The following is a 19364-nucleotide window of genomic DNA, read 5'->3' as shown; positions in this document are numbered from 1 at the left end:
TTGGATGGTTGGAAATCGCAATTTTCAGTCGATTTTCTTACAGCCTGATATGGAGGAAGGCTTCCCCTGGCAACCGTCGGCCGCGTCTCGTTTTTCGCCGCAACACGCTTCGTAAGTGCTCGGTGTATGGCTGTGGGAGGGGCTGGGGCTAGAAATTAGGCGTTGGTTAGAATCATGCGGCTCGACTAATCCTTTGTGTGGAGTCCGAGAGGCCGGATGGCGAAGAAATCCAGACCTGACTTTACGAGTGACTTAGCAGAGCTTGAGAAGATCAAAAAGCTCGCCATCGTCGCTGTCTTCTCTGATGACGAGCTTATGGAGCGGCTCGTCTTAAAGGGCGGGAATGCGCTTGATCTGATTCATGGCATCAGCACGCGCGCTTCCATCGATATCGATCTATCGATGAAGGACGCCTTTAGCGATGAAGAGCGGGAACAAGTTGAAGAAAGAATTGGACTCCTGATCCGACAGACCTTTCGCGAGAACAATTATGAGGTAATCGATCTATCCATGAATGACAGACCGCCGGAGGTGACGGCTGAATTGGCGGAATTCTGGGGCGGATACAGTATCGAATTCAAGCTTGTGCCTAAGAAGCTGTTTGAGGAGTTCGCCGGGGATGTTGAGCAACTTCGCCGACGCGCCGTTCAGATTGGCCAAGGCACACGATTCATCATTGAGATCAGCAAATTTGAGTTTACGGCGGGCAAGCAGACCGTCGACCTTTACGGATATCAAGTGTATGTTTATTCACCCGCCATGTTGGCGGCAGAGAAGCTAAGAGCCATTTGCCAGCAAATGCCGGAGTACAATGAAATCGTCAAGCGAAAGCGTTCGGGGGCAGCTCGTGCCCGAGATTTTTTGGATATTCATATGATCGTAAACCGGTGCAATGTCGACATGACGATCTCTGAACACCAGGAAATAATTAGGAACATGTTTGACGCAAAGAGAGTACCGCTGACGCTCTTGCCGCAGATTGGAAACCACCGCGAGTTTCACAGGTCAGACTTTCAGGCGGTACGCGACTCGGTCAATCCGGGCGTTTCGCTGGAGGAGTTTGATTTCTACTTCGACTACGTTCTGGAAATCGTCCGTCGCCTAGAACCCCTTTGGCACGTATAGCCGCCATGCTTTTACGTACTCTGTTTGCTTCATATTGTGCTCGAGATAGAAGTCGAACTCCATTGGGAATCGTCGTAGAAGGTCGATTTGCGTCGATCGGTAGCCCGATCGCTCCAGGTAGTACCCAATCACCTGATGATACGGATAGATGAATCTCAGCTTTTGAAGCATGGCAGCGAGCTTGTTCACGGACACCGTCTCACGCGCGAGGCGGTAGGCCTTGAATACCTCAAAGACGCCCCCGGAATAGACTGGCCGTACGGCAACGTCGATCAGGGTACGCTCAATGCCTGTCAGCCGAATCTTGAACTTGCGACCACCGCCCGCTGGTCGATGGTCAATCTCCTCAACGCCCAGATAGCCGGTGTTCTTTCCATTGAGGATGCACACGCGAAACTGGTCGGTCTCGGCGATGTATTTCGTTGTCCGGACGGGTCGCCGGAATGCAGCGTCGATGTTCTTCTGCGCTAGTTCGCCCGTCGGGTTGCTGGCGAGCTGCTGCTCGAAGTTGATGTAGGTCGTTTTCGGCACTTGCTCCGTGAGGCCGTGCAATTGCATTGCGGAATAATGCGAGAAATGGCAATTGGGTTTGAGGGTCAACATCACCTCGCGAAGATCCACATCGCCCCATATGAATCGTGTCTCCCGTGCGTATGGCTTGGGAAATGGGAAAGTGACCTTTGAGAGCTTTGTTGACGTGAGCAAGAAATGAGTGAACGCTTGGAATGTTGTTCCCTGTGTCAGGCGCCATGATTCGCGGTTTTCATCGAGGATTCGCGATACATCTCTTTGACGGAGTACCTTCCCCGGGAGTTGTTCGAACTGACGGAAGATGTCCCGCTTTGCAATTTGGAGCCGAGTTTTAGCTGGCTTAGATATCGGTGTCATACAGTATATATACTGTATGACATACGAATTTCCAAGGATTAAACACGCACGATGTTAGAGTGGGAGATTCCGCAGCCTCTTAATGGCGATAAACTTATTGATGTTAGAAACTTACAGTCTAGACGGACATATCGGCCTTATTTCGTCGTCCTAGTGTGTACACTAGGACGACCAAAACGTGAAGAAACGTGATGGACCAATAAAAACCAGCTCCTAGCGGTTCCACTAAGTGCCAGACTCTCGGCGTCGTCTAGTATATATACTATACGACGCCTGAAGTCCTCACCAATAGTGTCTTCCGCTATTTGCTTCCCCCCTTGTTCGACGGGCAAATCACCCGCAGGTAGCGGAAATCGAAAATCCCCGTCGAGTGGCCGTCGGCCCAGGTGATCTGGATGGCGTAGTTGCCCACCAGCTTCGCGTCGGAAAAGACCGTTGCCTTGTCGATGTTCGCAGGGAGGATCGTCAGCGAGAGCGACGCCGGTTTCGGCTGGGCGCTTTCCCGCTCCGTTCGGCATGTCGCGCAGGGGCACCGCTTCCGGAGATACGCCAGCGGGTACTGGCTTTCGTGGCCGTCGGACCACTTGATCTTCAGCCCTTCGCGCCGGTCCAGATTCAGATCGACCGGCTTGAACTGTTCCGACGCCAGCGGCTGCCGCAGGGCCAGATCGATCAACTGCTCTTCGGTCATCGGCGGTCGATCAGCGGATTCGTTTGAGGGCATTGGGGCCTTTCTGATCAGAGAGCCGACCGTCAGGGAGGGGTCACCGTGTCAATCCGATCGGGCGTCCTCAGACGCATTCCCGTCTCCATCGCGAACGGTTTATCATAGCACGATCGAGGTCGAGGCAAACGTCATGAACATCCGCGCCGCTCAACCAACCGATATCCCCGCCGTCAGCGAGATATACAACCACTACGTGCTCAATTCGACCTGCACCTTCGCCACTGAGCCCGAGGGCGACGATTACTGGCGGGACTGGCTGGCCTCGCACACGGGTCCGTATCCGGCCATCGTTGCGGTGGAGGAGGGTCGCGTCGTCGGCTGGGGCACGCTCTCCCGGTGGAACAACCGCTGCGCCTATCGCTTCTCGGCGGAGAACTCAGTCTATGTCCGGCACGACTGCCACCACCGCGGCATCGGCAAGTCGCTGCTTGTCGAGCTGATCGCGCTGGCTCGAGGCAGCGGCCTGCAAAGCCTCGTCGCCCAGATCGCCGATCATCAGGCCGCCAGCGAGACGCTTCACGAAGCGCACGGCTTCCGCAGGGTCGGCTGTCTGGAGAAGATCGGCTTCAAGTTTGACCGCTGGATCGACGTGGTGATCTGGCAACATCGCCTCGAAGGCGGGGCATAGATGACGGCCGTGCCTCTTGATCCCGCGCGAACGCAACCGATTCTCGACGTGCGGCCGGCCGCGTCATTCGAGCGATCGCATCGCGCCGGCGCGGTGAACATCCCGCTCGAAGAACTCGCCCATCGCATTCACGAGCTTCCGCCGCGCAGCGTCGCCGTCACGATCTTCGACGAAGATCCGACTCGTGCCAGATGGGCCGCGTCTCGTCTGCGCGCCCGCGAGCGCGTCGTCGCCGCCGTGCATCACGGACTCTCGTGGCTGGCAGACGGCCCGACCGAGTCCGGCCCCTCGCGATCCCGACTCTGGCAGCCGCATGACCTGCTGATCGAGCTCGTCGAGCTGATTCGCCGCGATGGGTTGCTGCAACTTGCCGGCGATCCGCGCCCCCGTGCCCTCGACATCGCCTGCGGCGCCGGCCGCGATGCCGTCTTTCTCGCCATGAGCGGGTTTCACGTGGAAGCCTGGGACATCCTGCCCGACGCATTGGCGCTGGCGGACGATCTCGCCCGGCGTAGCGGCGTGAGCATTCACATGTCGCAGCGCGACGTCGAGCGCGAGCCGGCCATCGCCGAAAACGCCTACGACCTCGTCTGCTGCTTCAACTTTTTGCATCGCCCGCTGCTGCCGCACATCACCGCCGCCGTCCGCCCCGGCGGGCTCGTCGTCTATGAGACATTCGTCGAACCGCAGCGCGAGACCTTCGGCAAGCCGTCGCGCGCATCGCACGTCCTCGCCACCGGCGAATTGGCCCGCGCGTTTGCGAACTTGGAGATTCTCGTTTCGCGTGAAGGGCTCGCCGGACCGCGTCGCTACGCCGCCTCGCTGATCGCGCGAAAGCGCTGAGTTGCAGGCCGGCAGATTATTTCGCAGACCGCAGCACCAGCGTCACGCTCGTTCCCACCGGCGGGATCGCCTGCGTATTCGCCTTCAGCCATAACTGGTCATCCGATTCGCTGTGGCTCGTCGGCAGCGAGAGCAGCGAGCTCGGAAAATCGACTACCGTCACCAGCGTGCCCTCATAGTCCGCGGCAAACACACCGTCATCCATCTTCTCCGATCCGGTGAACAACCAGTGCGTCGGTTTCATCGGCGCCTTCGCCGCGGCATCGAGCATCCAGCCGCAGGCGGACTCTTCAACTGTCTCGCCGTCCTTCTCATAGCGCACCAGCACATCCACGCTGTCGCCGCTCGCAGGCCGAACCGTCTTCGTCTCGATCAGATACTTCAGCGTCTGGCCCGGCGTCAGCCCGATCAACCCCAGCGCCTGATAGACCTTCTGCGGCGGCACGTGCGTCCGCAGGATCGACTCGTGCTCCTTGGGCACCGAGGCCTTCGCGTAGGCGAAGAGTTCCAGATCCCCGTCCCTGAGAATCACCTCGCAGTCCACTTCCACCTGCGGCACGCGGTAGTCAATCCGCAGGCCCGGCGCAAAATTGACCACGCGCGGTCGGGAAGCCTGTTTCGCCGGCGTGCCCTCATCGCGCGCGGCGATCGTGGTCTCCCCAGGCGCCGTACAACCCGCCACACCCAGCGATACGATGACCGCCAACGTCCGATACATGTCCGAGACCATGTCAGTCCTCTCCCATTTCCATCCGCCGCACTTTGTGCAAATGCAAAAAAGTCCTTATACTTTCCTGATGTTTCCCGGGCAAACCGGGTCGCCAGAAAACGCATTGCAACCGGAGTTTCGCACCATGAATCGTTCCGTCATCGTAGGCGCCAAGCGCAGCCCCATGGGCAAGTTTCTCGGCACGCTCAGCCCCCTCTCCGCGCCGGAAATCGGCGCACAGGTCGCCAAGACCCTCATCGCCGAGATTGGATGTCCCATTAATGATGTTGACTGGGCCCTCATCGGCCAAGTCCTCCAGGCCGGCGTCGGCCAGAACCCCGCGCGACAGGTCGCCCTCAAGGCCGGCCTCCCCGTCACCATTACCGCCGTCACCGTGAACCAGGTCTGCGGATCGGGCCTCCGCGCCGCGATGAACGCCGACAACAACATCCGCCTCGACCAGGCAAAGATCATCCTCACCGGCGGCATGGAGAGCATGTCCAACGCGCCTTACTACGTCCGCGGCACGCGCACCGGCGCGACCAAGTTCGGCCATGTCACCATGGAAGACGGCATGTTGGCCGACGGCCTTACCTGCCCGTTCGAGGGCTGGGGCATGGGCAACGCCGCCGAGTACACCGCGCGGAAGTACAACATCTCGCGCGAGGATCAGGACGCCTTCTCATTGGATAGTCATCATCGCGCCGCCGCCGCGCAGAAATCAGGAGCGTTCAAAAAGTCCATTGCCCCGATCGAGGTCCCGGGCAAGAAGGGCTCGACGATCTTTTCCGAGGACGAATCCATCCGCCCCGAAGTGACGCTCGCCGATCTACAAAAACTCAAGCCCGCCTTCGAGAAGGACGGCACCATCACGGCCGGCAATTCATCGCAGCTCACCGACGGCGCGGCCATGGCCCTGCTCGCCTCGGAAGACGAAGCCAAGAAGCGCGGCTGGCCGATTCGCGCCCGGATCATCGCCCACACCACCTTCGGCGTCGAACCGAAGGAACTCTTCATCGCCCCCGTCGGCGCCGTCCGGCAGCTCGTCGAAAAGGCGGGCCTGCAGGTCAAGGACATCGACCTCTTCGAGATCAACGAGGCCTTCGCGGCTCAGATGCTGGCGTGCATGCGGCAGTTAGAGATCGGCGCCGACCGCGTCAACATCCTCGGTGGGGCGATCGCCCTGGGTCATCCGATCGGCTGCAGCGGCACGCGCATCCTGACCACGCTCATCGACGGCCTGGAGGCGCGCGGCCTCAAACGCGGCATCGCCACCCTCTGCCTCGGCGGCGGAAACGCGGTCGCCATGATCATCGAGCGACCGTAACACGACGGCTCGTCAATCACACTCAGGCACTGAAGTCATCGAGCTTCGATACGCAAAGCGTGCGTCTCAGAATCGACACTCGTTCGGGCTTCCCCCGGGCTGGCCGACAAGCGAGAACCACGTCAGCCAGTAATCCACCGCGGGCGGGAGTGTCAGCGTGAACGCCTCAGGCCGTCCGTTGGCCGTCGGCGCAACAAGCTCCGAATCGACCAGCGCGATAGCCGCCTGGGCGATGAGTCCGTGGCCCGTGCGGGTCGGATGGACGAAGTCCCAGAAGATGTACCCATCGGGATTCTCAACCAACTGTCCGCCGCCGAGATAGCCGAGAAACGATCCCGTCCACGCAGAGTCGGCGACATTGATGATCCCCGCCGGCGGGTTGGCCACCGTCTCGGCAAAGAGCGATTCGATGTCGAGGCGATACACTTTGATATCCGGAAACGTCTCGATCACGTCCAGCCGCGCGGCCAGCGCTGTGTTTAGCTCCAAGCTCAGTTGCGTCGCCTGTGCCTCCCGGCTCCGCCCGCGGTAGCGCGGCACAATGCCGAGGTCCGGCATGTTCGGCACGAGAAACTGTCGCCCGCCGCGCCCGTAAAGCGCCGTGATGGCCCCGAACAGACTGTCCGCGATGTCGTCGGGTGTCGCCGTGCAGTCACCATTGAGCACGTCGAACAGGTCATTGGCCCCGCTCCAGACGACAAAGAGCTCCGTCCCATCCGGCTGTCCGCGATAAAGTTCAATTTGCTGCCGGATGTTCGGCCCGAGGGGAAGCCCGCTGTAGTCCGTCAGTCCAAAGCTGGAGGATGATGCACCCTGGGCGAAGTTCGTGCCGCCGACATAGCTCGGGCGCGCTTCGAGGCCGTAGTGCCGCGCAAACTCCTCCACCCAATTCTCGCCATTCGAAAAGCGACCCTCGAAGTACGGCGCGACCGGCACCAGACCAGATTCCTTGAGAATGTTGCCCGTGTCGCTCAGACTGTCGCCGAACACGATGAGCCGCGAAAACGGCCCGGTCGGCGCGGGAATCGTGTCGCACCCCGCGACGCCAAGTGCAAGGCAGGTCAATATGATGCGCGACATGTTCATGGCAGACTCGGAGAAATCTGTCCCCAGCGCTTGAGCTTATTCGATCATCCGGCCGGATTCGAGTGCCGAGGGTCGCAAGGGCTTGCCGGCCACTGCAAAATCGCTCAAGTCGGGATAGAATGCCCCAATTGAAGAATCGTCCCCCCAAGTGCCGTTTGAACCGTTGGTTTGCAACTTGCTAAAACCGGCCTTGCACGATCGACCGCCCGGAGGATTGAGGCCATGTCCCTCGAAAAGAGAGTCGCCGAAGCGAAAGACAAGCTCGACGCCCATACCCGTGAGATCATCGCGTGGCATTTTGACCCGAAGACCGGCTGCCCGTTCTGGCTCGACCACGCGAGCAAGCTGTCGTGGGACCCACGAAAAGAGATCAACTGCTACGCCGACCTGAAGAAGTTCGGCAACTTCCAGGACGAGTGGCTGCGCGGCGGACCGGTCCGTCGATGGGTGCCCAAGGGTCTGGAAGGCAAGCCCGTCTATGTCTTCGAGACCGGCGGCAGCACCGGCATTCCCAAAAGTCGCGTCAACATCGACGACTTCCGCATCGACTACGAACAGTTCAGCAGCACGCTTTCCGACAAGGCGTTTCCCAAGGGGGCAGACTGGCTCATGCTCGGTCCAAGCGGCCCGCGACGATTGCGGCTCGCGGTGGAGCACCTCGCTCAGTTCCGCGGCGGCATCAGCTTCTGCGTGGACATGGACCCGCGATGGGTCATCAAGCTGATCAAGAAGCAGCAGATGACCATCATGGAAGACTACAAGAACCACGTCATCGACCAGGGGCTGACTCTGCTGCGAGCGCACGACAATATCCACTGCATGTTCACCACGCCGAAGCTGCTGGAGGCCCTCTGCGAGAAGGTCTCGCTCGTCGATGTCGGCATCAAGGGCGTCTTCTGCGGCGGCACCCAGATGACCCCGCAGTTTCATCGCTTCGCCCGGGAAGAGCTGCTCGAAGGCAAGATCGAGTTCGTCCCTACATACGGCAACACGCTGATGGGCCTTGCCTGCCACAAGCCGTTCGACCCGGCAGACAACTACGACATCATCTATCACCCGCCGGTGCCGCGCGCGATGGTCGAGGTGGTGAGCTTCGACGATCAGGAGACGGTCGTGCCCTACGGCGAATGGGGCCGCACGCGATTGACCACGCTTACCAAGGAATTCTTCATGCCGCGCTTCATGGAGCGCGACGAGGCCAAGCGAACCCCGCCGTGCGAAAAATATCCGTGGGACGGCTCCGCCAACGTCCGCCCCTACTCGGGCTTCGCCACCACGGTTGTCGAAGGCGTGTATTGAGCGCGACACCGCTGCTCAGCGAAGTTGCAAACACCGCCGCACCCGGCCGAGCGTCTTTTCCTTGCCCAGTAGTGCCAGCGTCTCGCCGATGGCGGGGCTGACCGGACGCCCGGCAACCGCCACGCGCAGGGGCTGGGCCACGTCGCCCATCTTGGCGCTCGTCTTCTCGCAGAGGTCCTTGATGAGCGCGTCGATCCCTTCCGCCGACCAAGGCGTCAGCGCCGAAAGCAGCGGGAGAAGTGTCTCCAGCGTGGCGAATCCCCGGTTGTCGTTCTTCGCCAGCACCTTCTTCACGGCGTCCGGTTCGTATTGAACCGAATCATCCGGGGCGAAGAGCACGGCGGCCTTGGACTCCAGATCGCGAAACGTGCGAAATCCCTTGCACGCCGCGAGAACGCGCACGGCCGTGTCATCATCGAGAACGGCCAGCGGACTGCCGCTGACTTCGGCCCAATCCCTAAACGCCGCCAGCAATCGCTCCGGGGTCGCCTGGGCCGCGTAGTCCGTGTTCATCGCCAGCAGCTTGTCGCGATCGAAACGGCCCGCCGTCTTGTTGATGCCGTCCAGACTGAAGGCGTCGATCATCTCCTGCCGCGTGAGCATCTCGCGATCGTTCTTCGGCGACCAGCCGATCAGCGCCACGAAGTTCACCAGCGCCTCGGGCAGGTAACCGGACAAGCGAAAATCGTGCACGTCGATCTCGGGGATCACGACGCCCGCCGCTTCGGCCAGCCGTGTCACCTGCGACATGTCCAGTTCGGTGTCGGCCTTGTCGAGCCACTTGTCCAGCGCGGTCGCGCCGCAACCGGCGATCTCGCCGACTTGCTCCTTGGTCCACGCCTTCGACTTGAGCCGCTCCTTCACCGCCGCGCGCACCACCTTGTGCTTGTCGCGCTTCGACATCTTCGTCCCGTCAATGTTGAAGACCAGCGGCAGATGCGCGTATTTCGGCGTCGCATACCCCAGCGCCCGCTGTATGAACACGTGTTTTGGCGTGTTCATCAGATGCTCCTGGGCCCGAAGCACGTGCGTGACCTGCATCAGCGCATCGTCCACCACGACCGCGAAGTGATACGTCGGCCAGCCGTTGGACTTCACGATGACCAGGTCCTCGACCTCGCCCGCCCCGAAGCTCACGTCGCCGAGAATCTCGTCGTGCACCGTGATCGGCTCGTTCGGCGTCTTGAAGCGAACCACCACCGGCCGGCCCTCTTCGCGGGCGCGATCGGCGTCGGCCTTCGTCGGCAGCGGATCGGGCCTCGGGTAGCGGAACGATGTCTTATTCGCCTCGGCCGCTTTGCGCAGCGCGTCGAGTTCCTCGGGCGTCTCAAACGCGTAATAGGCGTTTCCGTCCGCCAGCAGCTTCGCCACCGCCGTGTCGTACAGTTCGCGCCGCTCGCTTTGCCGATAGGGGCTCACCGGCCCGGCGACACCCGGTCCCTCGTCGAAGTCCAGCCCCAGCCAGCGCAGGTCGTCGATGAGCTTCTGCTCCGCCCCTTCGATGTTGCGGAGAATGTCCGTGTCCTCAATGCGAAGGATGAACGTGCCGCCGTGACGACGGCAGTAGAGCCAGTTGAACAGCGCCGTTCGGGCGCCGCCGACGTGAAGGTAGCCGGTCGGAGAAGGGGCGAATCGGGCACGAATCGTGGGTGTGCTGCTCATAGTGAACCATGATCGTGGCCAGACCGCGCTTCGACAAGGAGCAGGGGGGCGCAGGCCTGAGGGCATCAACGGTCAGGCGCGACGTCCCTGGCGTCTCTTGCGATAGAGCGACTCCAGAAGGTCCTCAACCGTCGTTTCATTGAGCAGCGTGTGGATCTGCTCGCGAATCTCCAGCCAGGCGTCGTGTTGTGCGCACGGCTGGCTGCTGTTGCACGCGGCAAACCCGAGGACGCAGCGCTCGATCCGCTCCGGGCCGTCTACCGCCTCGACAAGCTGCCGCAGCGTGATCCGGTCCGCGTCCCGGGCCAGCGAAAACCCGCCGCCGCGCCCCTTGCTGGATACCAGAATGTCCGCCCGCACAAGCGATTGGAGAATCTTTCCGACGAACGACGCCGGCATGTCCGATCGGGCGACAATCTCCCGCAGCAGCACGAACCTGCCCGGCCGTGCCAGTTCCGCGATGATCATCACCGACCGGATGGCGTATTCACATCCCGTTGAATAAATCATGATGACGCGGCTTCTTCGACCGGCGGTGGCGGTTCCGGTTCCTCAAATCTCATCACTTGCCGATCCGGCTGCAGGAACGACGCGGCCGGGCCCGACGTCCACGACTCATCATATCCGGGCACTTCGTCGCCGACGCGGGCCGCGTCTTCTCCGGCCTCATAGACGCGGCGAACCATCCGCACCAGCGCGTTGGTCAAGTCATCGTCCGGCTCCTCGCGCGTGACAATCTCAATGTCCATAAGCCCCAGATCGTTCAGCCCGACCGTGCCGCAGCAGTGACATCCGGCCTTGTCGCCTTCAAGAGACGAAGCGCGATATCCAAGCCCCGTGGCGCTGAGCAGGCGGAGCGGGTCGGATTCGGCCAGCAGTCGCGACACATTCTTCGCGTCGATCAACAGCCCGGACGCCGGATAGCAGGCGCCGATGACCGGGGCGAACTCCGCGAGGGCGGCGTGCGCCTGAAGGTGCGCGCGAAGAACGGCGTCGCGCGTCGTGTCCCCGGTTCGTTCGTAGCCTGCGACAGTCGTGGTGAAGGAAACCTGCGCGGCATGTGTTCCCGCGACGGCCAATGCATCGGGCCAATCGAAGCTCTGCGCCGCGGCGTCCTCAAGGGTCTGTCGCGGCAGACTCTGTGCATCGCTGGCGACGTCGAGGCGAATGGGGCCGATCATCAGATGGGCCGGCGAACCTCGCTGCGTGGCCGCCCGGACCTCCGCGCGCCGCTCGCCGCCGCGCCGCAGAGACGCGCAGAGCACCTCCAGCGAGACCTTCAACGAGCTGCCCAATAGCGCGATGGTCGTGTACGTCTGCGGCGGCATCGACGGCTGCTTCGGCGTCGCAGGACTCGGCGATGCCTCCGACGTCTTCGCCCGTGGCATTGGGGGGGCAGCGGTCTCTGCGACTTGCAGCAGGTCTGCTTTTGAGAGATCGGACGGCTCCACGCCAGATGTTTCCGAGGGCGCCGGTGCAGTAGCGCCTTTCAGTCGCAACGCAGAAAGACCGACGCCGACCACCATCGCCAGCCAGCCGAAGGCGGACACGTGGCCGATCCACCACGCCGCCCCCAGCGCAATGATCGCCGCGCATTCCAGTACCGGACTTCGCCGACTGCGAATGCTGGCCACCAGCGAATAAAGCGCCGACGCAAAGCCGAGCGTGCCCATCACGGCAAACAGACCGAGCCAGATGTTCAAACCGGGGTTTACCATCTATTCCTAATCAGTATCGGGACACCGAGAGTGCGAGGCATCGGGACGCGGGAAACTCATGCGCCGCTCAAAGCCGACAGCTCCGCCGATATCGCCTCGACTTTGGCCTTCGTCAATGACGCCCCCTGAGTCACGTCGCCGGGCGGCTCCCGGGTCAATATGTAGAACTTGATCTTCGGCTCGGTCCCGCTCGGCCGGGCGATCACCTTCGTGCCGTCCGAAAGTGTCAGAACGATGACATCGCTCGACGGCAGCTCGTAGCGACCCACCACCGCGCCCGATGCCACGTCCCGGATGTCGCCCGTCGTCAGATCGCCGATCTGCGCGACGGCGACGCCGGCCAACGTTCGCGGCGGCTTTGCCCGCATCGACTGCATCATCGACTTGATCCGCGCCGCCCCGTCTGCCCCCGGCAGCGTCAGACTCTTGGCCCCCTCGCGGAAGTAGCCGTACTTCGCGAAGAGCCTGCCCAGCAGACCGTAGAGCGTCGTCCCCTCGGCGGCTGCGAATGCGGCGGCCTCGGCGATGAATGCCGCGCTCGTGACCGCGTCCTTGTCGCGGACGAAGTCGCAGGGCATGTAGCCGTAGCTCTCTTCCGCGCCGAAAATGTACGCCTTCGAAGGTGCACCGGTGCTGCCCGCCTCTTCATAAAGCCGAATCCGCTCGCCGATCCACTTGAAACCCGTGAGCACCTCGACGACTTCCGCGCCGTACGATCGGGCAATCTCCTTCATCAAGTCGCCGCTCACGATTGTCGTGAGCACGACGCCGTCTGCGGGGAATTTGCCGCTCCGCTTGAGCTGCTCGCAGATGTAATACGTCAACAGGGCGGCTATCTGGTTGCCCGTTAGCAGCTCGAACTCGCCGCCATCGCCTCGCACCGCAATGCCCACCCGATCGGCGTCCGGATCGCTGGCGATCACTAGATCGGCCCCCTCCTTCTTTGCCAGGTCAATCGCCATGGCCAGCGCCGGCCCCTCCTCCGGATTCGGCGACTTCACCGTCGGAAAGTTGCCGTCGGGAATCGACTGCTTCGGCTCCTCCATGACATGCACAAACCCGCGCCGACGCAGAGCCTCGGGGATCAGTGTGCCGCCGGTGCCGTGCAGCGGCGTATAAACGATCTTGAGCTTCTTGCCCTGCTCGCGGCAGATCTCCGGCGCCAGGCACGACTTGTCCACGAGTGCCAGGAAGGCGTCATCCATCTCGCGGCCGATGCGATGCAGCAGCCCCTGCGCCGTCGCGTCACTCTCCGTCATCTCGCGGATATTCACATAGGCCCCGACGCCGCGCACCTCGGAAATGATGTTCGTATCGTGCGGCGGCGTGACCTGCCCGCCGTCGTTCCAGTAGGCCTTAAGGCCGTTGTACTCCGGCGGATTGTGACTCGCCGTGATCATGACCCCGGCCGTGCATCCCAGATGCCGCACGGCAAACGAAAGCTCCGGCGTCGGTCGCAGCGCACTGAACAGATGCGCCGTCACGCCGTTGGCCGCCAGCACCGTCGCGACGCGCATCGCAAACACATCGCTCATGCGTCGGCTGTCGTGGGCGATCGCCACGCCGGCCTTTTTCGCCGCCGCACCCTGCTTGGCAATGTAGTTCGCCAGCCCCTGCGCCGCAGCCCCGACCGTATAGATGTTCATCCGGTTCGGGCCTGCGCCGAGGATGCCGCGGATTCCGCCCGTGCCGAATTCCAGGTCGCGATAAAATCGATCCGTCAGCTCGCGCTCATTCCCGGCGGAAACAAGCGCGCGGATTTCGTCCTTGTCCCCCGTGGCGATCGCCGGATCGGCGAGCCACTGATCCACCGCGGTCTTGATCGCTGCGTCCATCCGTTTGCGGGCCCCTTATCCTCGTGGGATCGTTCAATTCAGGCGTCAGGCCCTGACTCTAACGCACCCGTCGAAATGGATGAAGCGCACGGCCTCCCTTGCCGCCCAGGCCGTCGGGATTAGAATAGATGCAGTGTCCATCCCGTCGCCCGGCGGACGGGTTGCCATTCGACAAGAGGGCGATTAGCTCAGTTGGTCAGAGCGCACGGATCACACCCGTGAGGTCACAGGTTCGACCCCTGTATCGCCCAGTTTCCCACGCATCCCCCGCATGTCGGACTCGCCCCCAACCGATGTCGAGACCCGCAAAGCATGTAGAATGGCTGCCCGGCCATCCAGTCGCAAAATAGAACACGCACCGGTTAGCAGGAGATTGCACCCCAGATGGGCGACGAAGCACACAAAATCATTTACTCGATGGTTGGCGTCTCCAAGCGCCACGACAAGAAGCAGATCCTCAAGGACATCCATCTCTCGTACTTCTACGGTGCGAAGATCGGCGTCCTCGGTCTCAACGGCGCCGGCAAGAGCACCCTCCTTCGCATCCTCGCCGGCATCGACAAGGACTACGAAGGACAGATTTCCCTGCAGCCCGGCTACACCGTCGGCTTCCTCGAACAGGAGCCGAAGCTCGACGATTCCATGACCGTCCGCCAGGTCGTCGAGCAGGGCATGCAGCAGTCGATGGACCTTCTCAAGGAATACGAGCAGATCAACGAGCGGCTCTGCGAGGAAATGTCCGAAGACGACATGACCAAATTGCTTGAGCGTCAGGGCCAGGTCCACGAGCAGCTCGACGCCATCAATGCCTGGGAGATCGACGCCCAACTCGAGATGGCCATGGACGCCCTGCGCTGCCCGGAGGGCGATCGCCTCGTCAAAGTCCTCTCCGGCGGCGAGCGGCGCCGCGTCGCGCTGTGTCGACTTCTCCTGCAAAAGCCGGACGTCCTCCTGCTCGACGAGCCGACCAATCATCTCGACGCCGAGACCGTCGCATGGCTCGAACAGCACCTCAAGCGCTACGAAGGCACCATCATCGCCGTCACCCACGATCGCTATTTTCTCGACAACGTGGCCGGCTGGATTCTCGAACTCGACCGCGGCCAGGGCATTCCGTGGAAGGGCAATTACTCCTCCTGGCTGGAGCAGAAGGAGACGCGACTGCGCGTTGAGGAAAAGACCGAGTCCGCCCGGCAGCGCGCCTTGCAGCGCGAGTTGGAGTGGATTCGCCGCTCCCCGCAGGCCCGCCGCGCGAAGAACAAGGCCCGCATCAGCGCTTACGAGGAAGCCGTCGCACAAGACGCGACGGAGAAACTCAAAGAGATCGAAATCTACATCCCGCCCGGCCCGCGACTCGGCAATCAGGTCATCGACGCTAGAAACGTGACCAAGGCCTTCGGTCGGCAGATCCTCCTGTCAGACGTGAGTTTCTCGATCCCCGCCGGTGCCATCGTCGGCATCATCGGCGCCAACGGCACCGGCAAGACGACGCTCTTCCGCATGATCACGGGCCAGGAGAAGCCCGACGCAGGGACCATCCGCGTCGGCGAAAGCGTCAAGCTCACCTACGTCGAGCAGAGCCGCGAGACGCTCAAGGAGACCGACACCGTCTGGCAGGCCATCACCGGCGGCCGCGAGCACATGCAAATTGGAAACGCATCCGTCAACAGCCGGGTCTATGTCACGCGCTACGGTTTCACCGGGCAGGATCAGCAGCAGCAGGTGGGCACGCTCTCCGGCGGCGAGCGCAACCGCGTCCATCTGGCCCGCATGCTCACCCAGGGCGCCAACGTCATCATGCTCGACGAGCCGACCAACGATTTGGACGTGAACGTCATGCGTGCCCTGGAGGATGCCATCGAGAACTTCGCCGGCTGCGCCCTCGTCATCAGCCACGACCGCTGGTTCCTCGATCGCGTGGCGACGCACATCCTCGCCTTCGAGGGCGACAGCACCGTGCGTTGGTTCAACGGCAACTACTCCGCCTACGAGGCCGACCGCAAGACCCGCCTCGGCGTCGCCGCCGACCAACCGCATCGCGTGAAGTACCGTGAACTGACCATGGGCTGACGCGCCGGCAGGATAGAGCCTTCGGGTAGCATGGGCCTCCGGCCCGTGCGGCGAACCGCTGGTTCCTCGATCGGGTAGCATGGGCCTCCGGCCCGTGCGACGAACCGCAACCGCATTTGGCCCCACGCGCTTCGCTTACTGAGCCAGTAGCGCGACGAACAAATCCAGATCACCATCCGTCACCAGCCCGTCGCCATCCAGATCACCGTTGAGATAATTGCACCCGGGGTACTCGGCCTCGTAGGCGTTGCGATCCATCATCGCCAGGATGAACCCGGCGATGTCCAGACCGTTCACGTCGCCGTCGCAGTTCATGTCGCCCGGCACGACCGGGGCCGGCGGCGGCTCGACGACGACCATTCCCTCCGCGCCGGGCGTCAATGATGTCGTTCCAAAGGTAACGCCGCCCATCGTGACGCTGTACGCGGGATCGAAGTAAACTTCGAGTCGGTCACCCGCGAACAGGATTTGCCCACCATGATCCGGCGCTCGCGGCGCGAGCCGCTGGAAAAGCGCCTGACAAATGATGGGGCCGTCCGTCTGGAAGTTCAGCTCCTGCGCGGTCACCTGCACCGTCAATTCGCCGACGTCGGTCACGATACCCGCCGTAAAGATTGCCGGCTGACCGTTGCGATCGAAGGGTTCAAAGAAGCCCGGAAAGGCCACATGCCCCTCGGACGGATTCCACACAAAAAGCTCGTCCTTGCGCTCGCCCGTGCCCTGATCCACCATCCGAATCTGCGTGCCCGGCGGGACAGCGCCGATGCCGCAGGACGTCGGGTCGCCGGTCGGCGCCGGTACAAAGCCCGCGCCGCTGAGCGACTCTGCGACCCGGTCGCACTTTTGCGTTGCCGTCGTCACCACCAGCGGGTCGATCACGGTCTCCACGGACAGGACCAAACCATCGGGATATCGAAACGTCATATCCAGCGCGCGCGGTACTAGATTCGTCGGCGTATCAACGCCGAACAAAACGCCCGACGGCGGCGGCATCTCAACCGCGCCCTTGCAGCCCTGGCTCGACGACGTCGTACCGAAAATAATGCCTCCCTGACTCACGGTGTACGCCGGGTCGAAATAGACTTCGAGTCGATCTCCCACGAACAGGATTTCCGCGCCGTGAAGCGGGGCTCGTGGGGCGAGCCGCTGAAACAGCGCCTGACAGACGATCGGCCCGTCAGTCTGAAAGTTGAGCTCCGCCGCCGAGACCTGCACCGTCACCTCGCCGACGTCCGTGACGATTCCGGCCGTGAAGATGGCCGGCTGTCCCATGGCGGCAAACGGATTAAATGGTCCCTCGAACGACACCGTGCTTGCAATCGCGTCCGGGGACTTGATCATGTCCGCCATCTCGCCCGTCCCGCCGGTCTCAAAGGAAACTTCCTTGAGGTTCGGTCCGCCCTCGATTTTGACTTCGCCAACCGCCAGCGGCTGCGCACTGACGCCCGCGTCCGTAAGCGCCGTCGCGATCGCAACCGCCTTGGCCCCCGGCGAGGCGTGTGCCACGGGGTCAATCCCGACCGGCACAATGCGAGACGAACCGTCCTGATAGTCGAGCTTGACGGTCACCGCCTGCGCGAAATTGCTCGTGGGCGGTGACACTCTCAGCGTCACCACGGCGCTCTGTGCCGCGGAGACGAGCAGGGTGATGGCCGAAAGTCCGATTGAGAAAGTGCGGGTTACGAACATGGATGCCTCCGTTTCGAGCGCCCTCCGAAATTGGAGATACACGCTCATGAGAGAGGCCAGCGACGGTCCCGACGGACTTGGGCGAACAATTTCGGAGTGGTCTATTTAAGGGGGGCGAATCGCCGGATCAGCAGTTCCGCCGTGGCGATGCCGTCCGCCGCCGCCGACATGATCCCCCCGGCATACCCTGCCCCCTCGCCGATGGGGAAAAGCCCCGCGGCAGTGACGCTCTCCCGTGTGTCGGCGTCTCGCAGGATGCGAATCGGGGCCGATGCCCGGGTCTCAGGCCCGGTCACCATCGCCTCCGGCCCGGCAAACCCCGGCATCCGACGGTCGAGGTTCGCCAGGGCCCGCTTGATGGCATCGGTGGCGAACGGCGGGAGGATGTCACGTATCGCCGACCACCGCCCGCCAAGTGGATAACTGGTCTCCAGTTTCCCGTCGGATGCTCGGTCAGCCAGGAAATCGGTCGCCCGCTGGGCAGGGACCTGATACGTCTCGCCGGTCAGTTCAAACGCCGCACGTTCCCACTTGTGTATGAAGTCGATGCCCGCCAGCGGATCGTTGCCGAACTCCTCCGTCGGAACCGTGAGCACGAGCCCGCTGTTGGCGAACGGCTTGGACCGATTGACTCCCGATGCCCCGTTGGTGGCGATGATCCCCGCCGACTCATTCGTCGGCAATATGACCCCGCCGGGACACATGCAGAAACTGTAAACGTCCCCGCGCGACGATGCCGCGCCCTTGGCGACAAGGTGGTACTCGGCGGGGGGAAGCCGTCCATGTCCGCACGAAGAACCGTACTGCCAGCGATCGACCAGCGCCTGCGGGTGCTCGACACGCACCCCGATCTGAAACGGCTTCGCAACAATCGTCACCCCCGACGCGATCAACATCCGAACCGTGTCGTGCGCCGAGTGACCGATGCCGAGGAGCAGCGGACCGGGCGTGATCGTCTCGCCGCCGATGCGAATCGACTTCAGCACGCCGTCCACGATATCCACACGATCGAGCCGCGCTCCGAATCGTATCTCGCCGCCCAGCGACTCAATCGTCCGGCGGATGCGCCAGCACAGCGTGGGGATCCAGTCGCTGCCCAGGTGCGGACGACTGTCCACGAGGATGTCCGGCTTGCCGCCGTGATCGACGAAAACCTGCAATATGTCGCGCATCCGCGGATCGTTCACCCGCGTGTAGAGCTTGCCGTCGCTGTAGGCCCCGGCCCCGCCTTCGCCGAACAGCAGGTTGCTCTCCGGATCGAAATCGTGCTCGCGATAAAACCGCTGAAGGATGTCGCGGTGACGAATCTTCACCCCTTGGCCGCGTTCCAGAACAATCGGCCGCAGTCCGTGCCGCGCCAGCCACAGCGCCGCGAACATCCCCGCCGGGCCAAACCCGACCACGATCGGCCGATGTGCCAGCGGCTCCACGCCGTTTTCCAGCGGCTGCCTCGGCTCGTCCGTCAACATGGCCACATCGGCGCGATTGAGCCGGCGCAGCACATTCCGCTCATCGCGAGGGCCGCCCGCAAGCGATACTTCAACGCTGTACACAAATGAAACACGGTCCTTGAATCGAGCATCGATGGCCCGTCGAACGATGCCGTGCCCCTTAATCTCCTCCGGCGCGACGCGCAGCCGCTTCGCGACCCTTTGGAGCAGTTCCTCCTCAGGCGCGTCGATCGACAGGGCAAGATTTCTCACGAGCAGGGTCACGCAGGCATTGTAGAGGCGAAGGGGCCGTGCGCATCGGACTGCA

Annotated in this window: 16 protein-coding genes and 1 tRNA gene; 7 read left to right on the top strand and 10 right to left on the bottom strand. The window is 62.4% G+C overall.

Going from position 1 to position 19364, the window contains the following annotated elements:
• Positions 1-216 precede the first annotated feature (216 nt).
• Complete coding sequence (locus tag HS101_07000) at positions 217-1125, top strand: nucleotidyl transferase AbiEii/AbiGii toxin family protein (GenBank protein ID MBE7506021.1); 909 nt, start codon at positions 217-219, stop codon at positions 1123-1125.
• Here the strand turns inward: HS101_07000 and HS101_06995 are convergent.
• Both HS101_06995 and HS101_06990 read right to left on the bottom strand, forming a co-directional pair.
• Positions 1102-2013 carry a hypothetical protein gene (locus tag HS101_06995; GenBank protein ID MBE7506020.1) on the bottom strand — a complete coding sequence of 304 codons (912 nt, stop codon included), beginning with the start codon at positions 2011-2013 and terminating at the stop codon, positions 1102-1104. The genes HS101_07000 and HS101_06995 overlap by 24 nt on opposite strands.
• A gap of 301 nt (positions 2014-2314) precedes the next feature.
• Entirely contained in the window at positions 2315-2704 is a 390-nt protein-coding gene (locus HS101_06990; protein ID MBE7506019.1) for a DUF971 domain-containing protein, read from the bottom strand.
• Positions 2705-2870: 166 nt separating this feature from the next.
• Between HS101_06990 and HS101_06985 the strand changes: the two genes are divergently transcribed.
• Both HS101_06985 and HS101_06980 read left to right on the top strand, forming a co-directional pair.
• The gene (locus tag HS101_06985; GenBank protein MBE7506018.1) at positions 2871-3368 is read left to right on the top strand and encodes an N-acetyltransferase family protein; all 498 of its coding nucleotides are present in this window, start codon (positions 2871-2873) and stop codon (positions 3366-3368) included.
• The gene (locus HS101_06980; protein ID MBE7506017.1) at positions 3369-4211 is read left to right on the top strand and encodes a methyltransferase domain-containing protein; all 843 of its coding nucleotides are present in this window, start codon (positions 3369-3371) and stop codon (positions 4209-4211) included.
• Positions 4212-4227: 16 nt separating this feature from the next.
• Here the strand turns inward: HS101_06980 and HS101_06975 are convergent, their stop codons facing one another.
• A complete protein-coding gene (locus HS101_06975; protein ID MBE7506016.1) occupies positions 4228-4941 on the bottom strand; it encodes a hypothetical protein in 714 nt (237 codons plus the stop codon).
• A 124-nt stretch (positions 4942-5065) separates the two neighbouring features.
• Here HS101_06975 and HS101_06970 point away from each other — a divergent pair, with 124 nt between their 5' ends.
• On the top strand, positions 5066-6247 hold the full coding sequence (locus HS101_06970; GenBank protein ID MBE7506015.1) for a thiolase family protein: 1182 nt from the start codon (positions 5066-5068) through the stop codon (positions 6245-6247).
• Between the two features lie 66 nt (positions 6248-6313).
• Here the strand turns inward: HS101_06970 and HS101_06965 are convergent, their stop codons facing one another.
• Positions 6314-7333 (bottom strand): SGNH/GDSL hydrolase family protein, encoded by a 1020-nt coding sequence (locus tag HS101_06965; GenBank protein MBE7506014.1) that lies wholly within the window; start codon positions 7331-7333, stop codon positions 6314-6316.
• 222 nt (positions 7334-7555) lie between these two features.
• On the opposite strand from HS101_06965, the gene HS101_06960 reads away from it, so the two are divergent.
• Positions 7556-8632 (top strand): hypothetical protein, encoded by a 1077-nt coding sequence (locus tag HS101_06960; GenBank protein ID MBE7506013.1) that lies wholly within the window; start codon positions 7556-7558, stop codon positions 8630-8632.
• Between the two features lie 15 nt (positions 8633-8647).
• Here the strand turns inward: HS101_06960 and HS101_06955 are convergent, their stop codons facing one another.
• The 4 genes from HS101_06955 to HS101_06940 all read right to left on the bottom strand — a co-directional run bounded on the left by HS101_06955 (position 8648) and on the right by HS101_06940 (position 13847).
• Complete coding sequence (locus tag HS101_06955; GenBank protein MBE7506012.1) at positions 8648-10294, bottom strand: glutamate--tRNA ligase; 1647 nt, start codon at positions 10292-10294, stop codon at positions 8648-8650.
• A 72-nt stretch (positions 10295-10366) separates the two neighbouring features.
• Positions 10367-10804, bottom strand: coding sequence for an Rrf2 family transcriptional regulator (locus tag HS101_06950; GenBank protein ID MBE7506011.1), 438 nt, complete (start codon positions 10802-10804; stop codon positions 10367-10369).
• Complete coding sequence (locus HS101_06945; GenBank protein MBE7506010.1) at positions 10801-12012, bottom strand: hypothetical protein; 1212 nt, start codon at positions 12010-12012, stop codon at positions 10801-10803. Before HS101_06945 ends, HS101_06950 begins: the two co-directional genes overlap by 4 nt.
• Positions 12013-12068: 56 nt before the next feature.
• The gene (locus HS101_06940) at positions 12069-13847 is read right to left on the bottom strand and encodes a phospho-sugar mutase (protein MBE7506009.1); all 1779 of its coding nucleotides are present in this window, start codon (positions 13845-13847) and stop codon (positions 12069-12071) included.
• Positions 13848-14024: 177 nt separating this feature from the next.
• Between HS101_06940 and HS101_06935 the strand changes: the two genes are divergently transcribed.
• Both HS101_06935 and ettA read left to right on the top strand, forming a co-directional pair.
• Positions 14025-14098 (top strand) — tRNA-Val (locus HS101_06935).
• 133 nt (positions 14099-14231) lie between these two features.
• Positions 14232-15917, top strand: coding sequence for an energy-dependent translational throttle protein EttA (gene ettA / locus HS101_06930; protein MBE7506008.1), 1686 nt, complete (start codon positions 14232-14234; stop codon positions 15915-15917).
• 135 nt (positions 15918-16052) lie between these two features.
• Here the strand turns inward: ettA and HS101_06925 are convergent, their stop codons facing one another.
• Together HS101_06925 and HS101_06920 are read right to left on the bottom strand one after the other, a co-directional pair.
• Positions 16053-17606 carry a hypothetical protein gene (locus HS101_06925; protein ID MBE7506007.1) on the bottom strand — a complete coding sequence of 518 codons (1554 nt, stop codon included), beginning with the start codon at positions 17604-17606 and terminating at the stop codon, positions 16053-16055.
• A 101-nt stretch (positions 17607-17707) separates the two neighbouring features.
• A complete protein-coding gene (locus tag HS101_06920; GenBank protein MBE7506006.1) occupies positions 17708-19321 on the bottom strand; it encodes an FAD-dependent oxidoreductase in 1614 nt (537 codons plus the stop codon).
• Between the last annotated feature and the right edge of the window lie 43 nt (positions 19322-19364).

Source organism: Planctomycetia bacterium, assembly GCA_015075745.1.
Taxonomy (GTDB): domain Bacteria; phylum Planctomycetota; class Phycisphaerae; order UBA1845; family UTPLA1; genus UTPLA1.
The sequence above is the reverse complement of the archived record's forward strand: the minus strand, read 5'-3'. Positions and strand labels throughout refer to the sequence as shown.

What these genes read in the sequence shown, in the direction of transcription:
- HS101_06925 (MBE7506007.1), bottom strand. Translation starts at nt 17,606, where the DNA reads ATGTTCGTAACCCGCACTTTCTCAATCGGACTTTCGGCCATCACCCTG.
- HS101_07000 (MBE7506021.1), top strand. Translation starts at nt 217, where the DNA reads ATGGCGAAGAAATCCAGACCTGACTTTACGAGTGACTTAGCAGAGCTT.
- HS101_06940 (MBE7506009.1), bottom strand. Translation starts at nt 13,847, where the DNA reads ATGGACGCAGCGATCAAGACCGCGGTGGATCAGTGGCTCGCCGATCCG.
- HS101_06955 (MBE7506012.1), bottom strand. Translation starts at nt 10,294, where the DNA reads ATGAGCAGCACACCCACGATTCGTGCCCGATTCGCCCCTTCTCCGACC.
- HS101_06945 (MBE7506010.1), bottom strand. Translation starts at nt 12,012, where the DNA reads ATGGTAAACCCCGGTTTGAACATCTGGCTCGGTCTGTTTGCCGTGATG.
- HS101_06960 (MBE7506013.1), top strand. Translation starts at nt 7,556, where the DNA reads ATGTCCCTCGAAAAGAGAGTCGCCGAAGCGAAAGACAAGCTCGACGCC.
- HS101_06950 (MBE7506011.1), bottom strand. Translation starts at nt 10,804, where the DNA reads ATGATTTATTCAACGGGATGTGAATACGCCATCCGGTCGGTGATGATC.
- HS101_06995 (MBE7506020.1), bottom strand. Translation starts at nt 2,013, where the DNA reads ATGACACCGATATCTAAGCCAGCTAAAACTCGGCTCCAAATTGCAAAG.
- HS101_06975 (MBE7506016.1), bottom strand. Translation starts at nt 4,941, where the DNA reads ATGGTCTCGGACATGTATCGGACGTTGGCGGTCATCGTATCGCTGGGT.
- ettA (MBE7506008.1), top strand. Translation starts at nt 14,232, where the DNA reads ATGGGCGACGAAGCACACAAAATCATTTACTCGATGGTTGGCGTCTCC.
- HS101_06980 (MBE7506017.1), top strand. Translation starts at nt 3,369, where the DNA reads ATGACGGCCGTGCCTCTTGATCCCGCGCGAACGCAACCGATTCTCGAC.
- HS101_06985 (MBE7506018.1), top strand. Translation starts at nt 2,871, where the DNA reads ATGAACATCCGCGCCGCTCAACCAACCGATATCCCCGCCGTCAGCGAG.
- HS101_06965 (MBE7506014.1), bottom strand. Translation starts at nt 7,333, where the DNA reads ATGAACATGTCGCGCATCATATTGACCTGCCTTGCACTTGGCGTCGCG.
- HS101_06970 (MBE7506015.1), top strand. Translation starts at nt 5,066, where the DNA reads ATGAATCGTTCCGTCATCGTAGGCGCCAAGCGCAGCCCCATGGGCAAG.
- HS101_06990 (MBE7506019.1), bottom strand. Translation starts at nt 2,704, where the DNA reads ATGACCGAAGAGCAGTTGATCGATCTGGCCCTGCGGCAGCCGCTGGCG.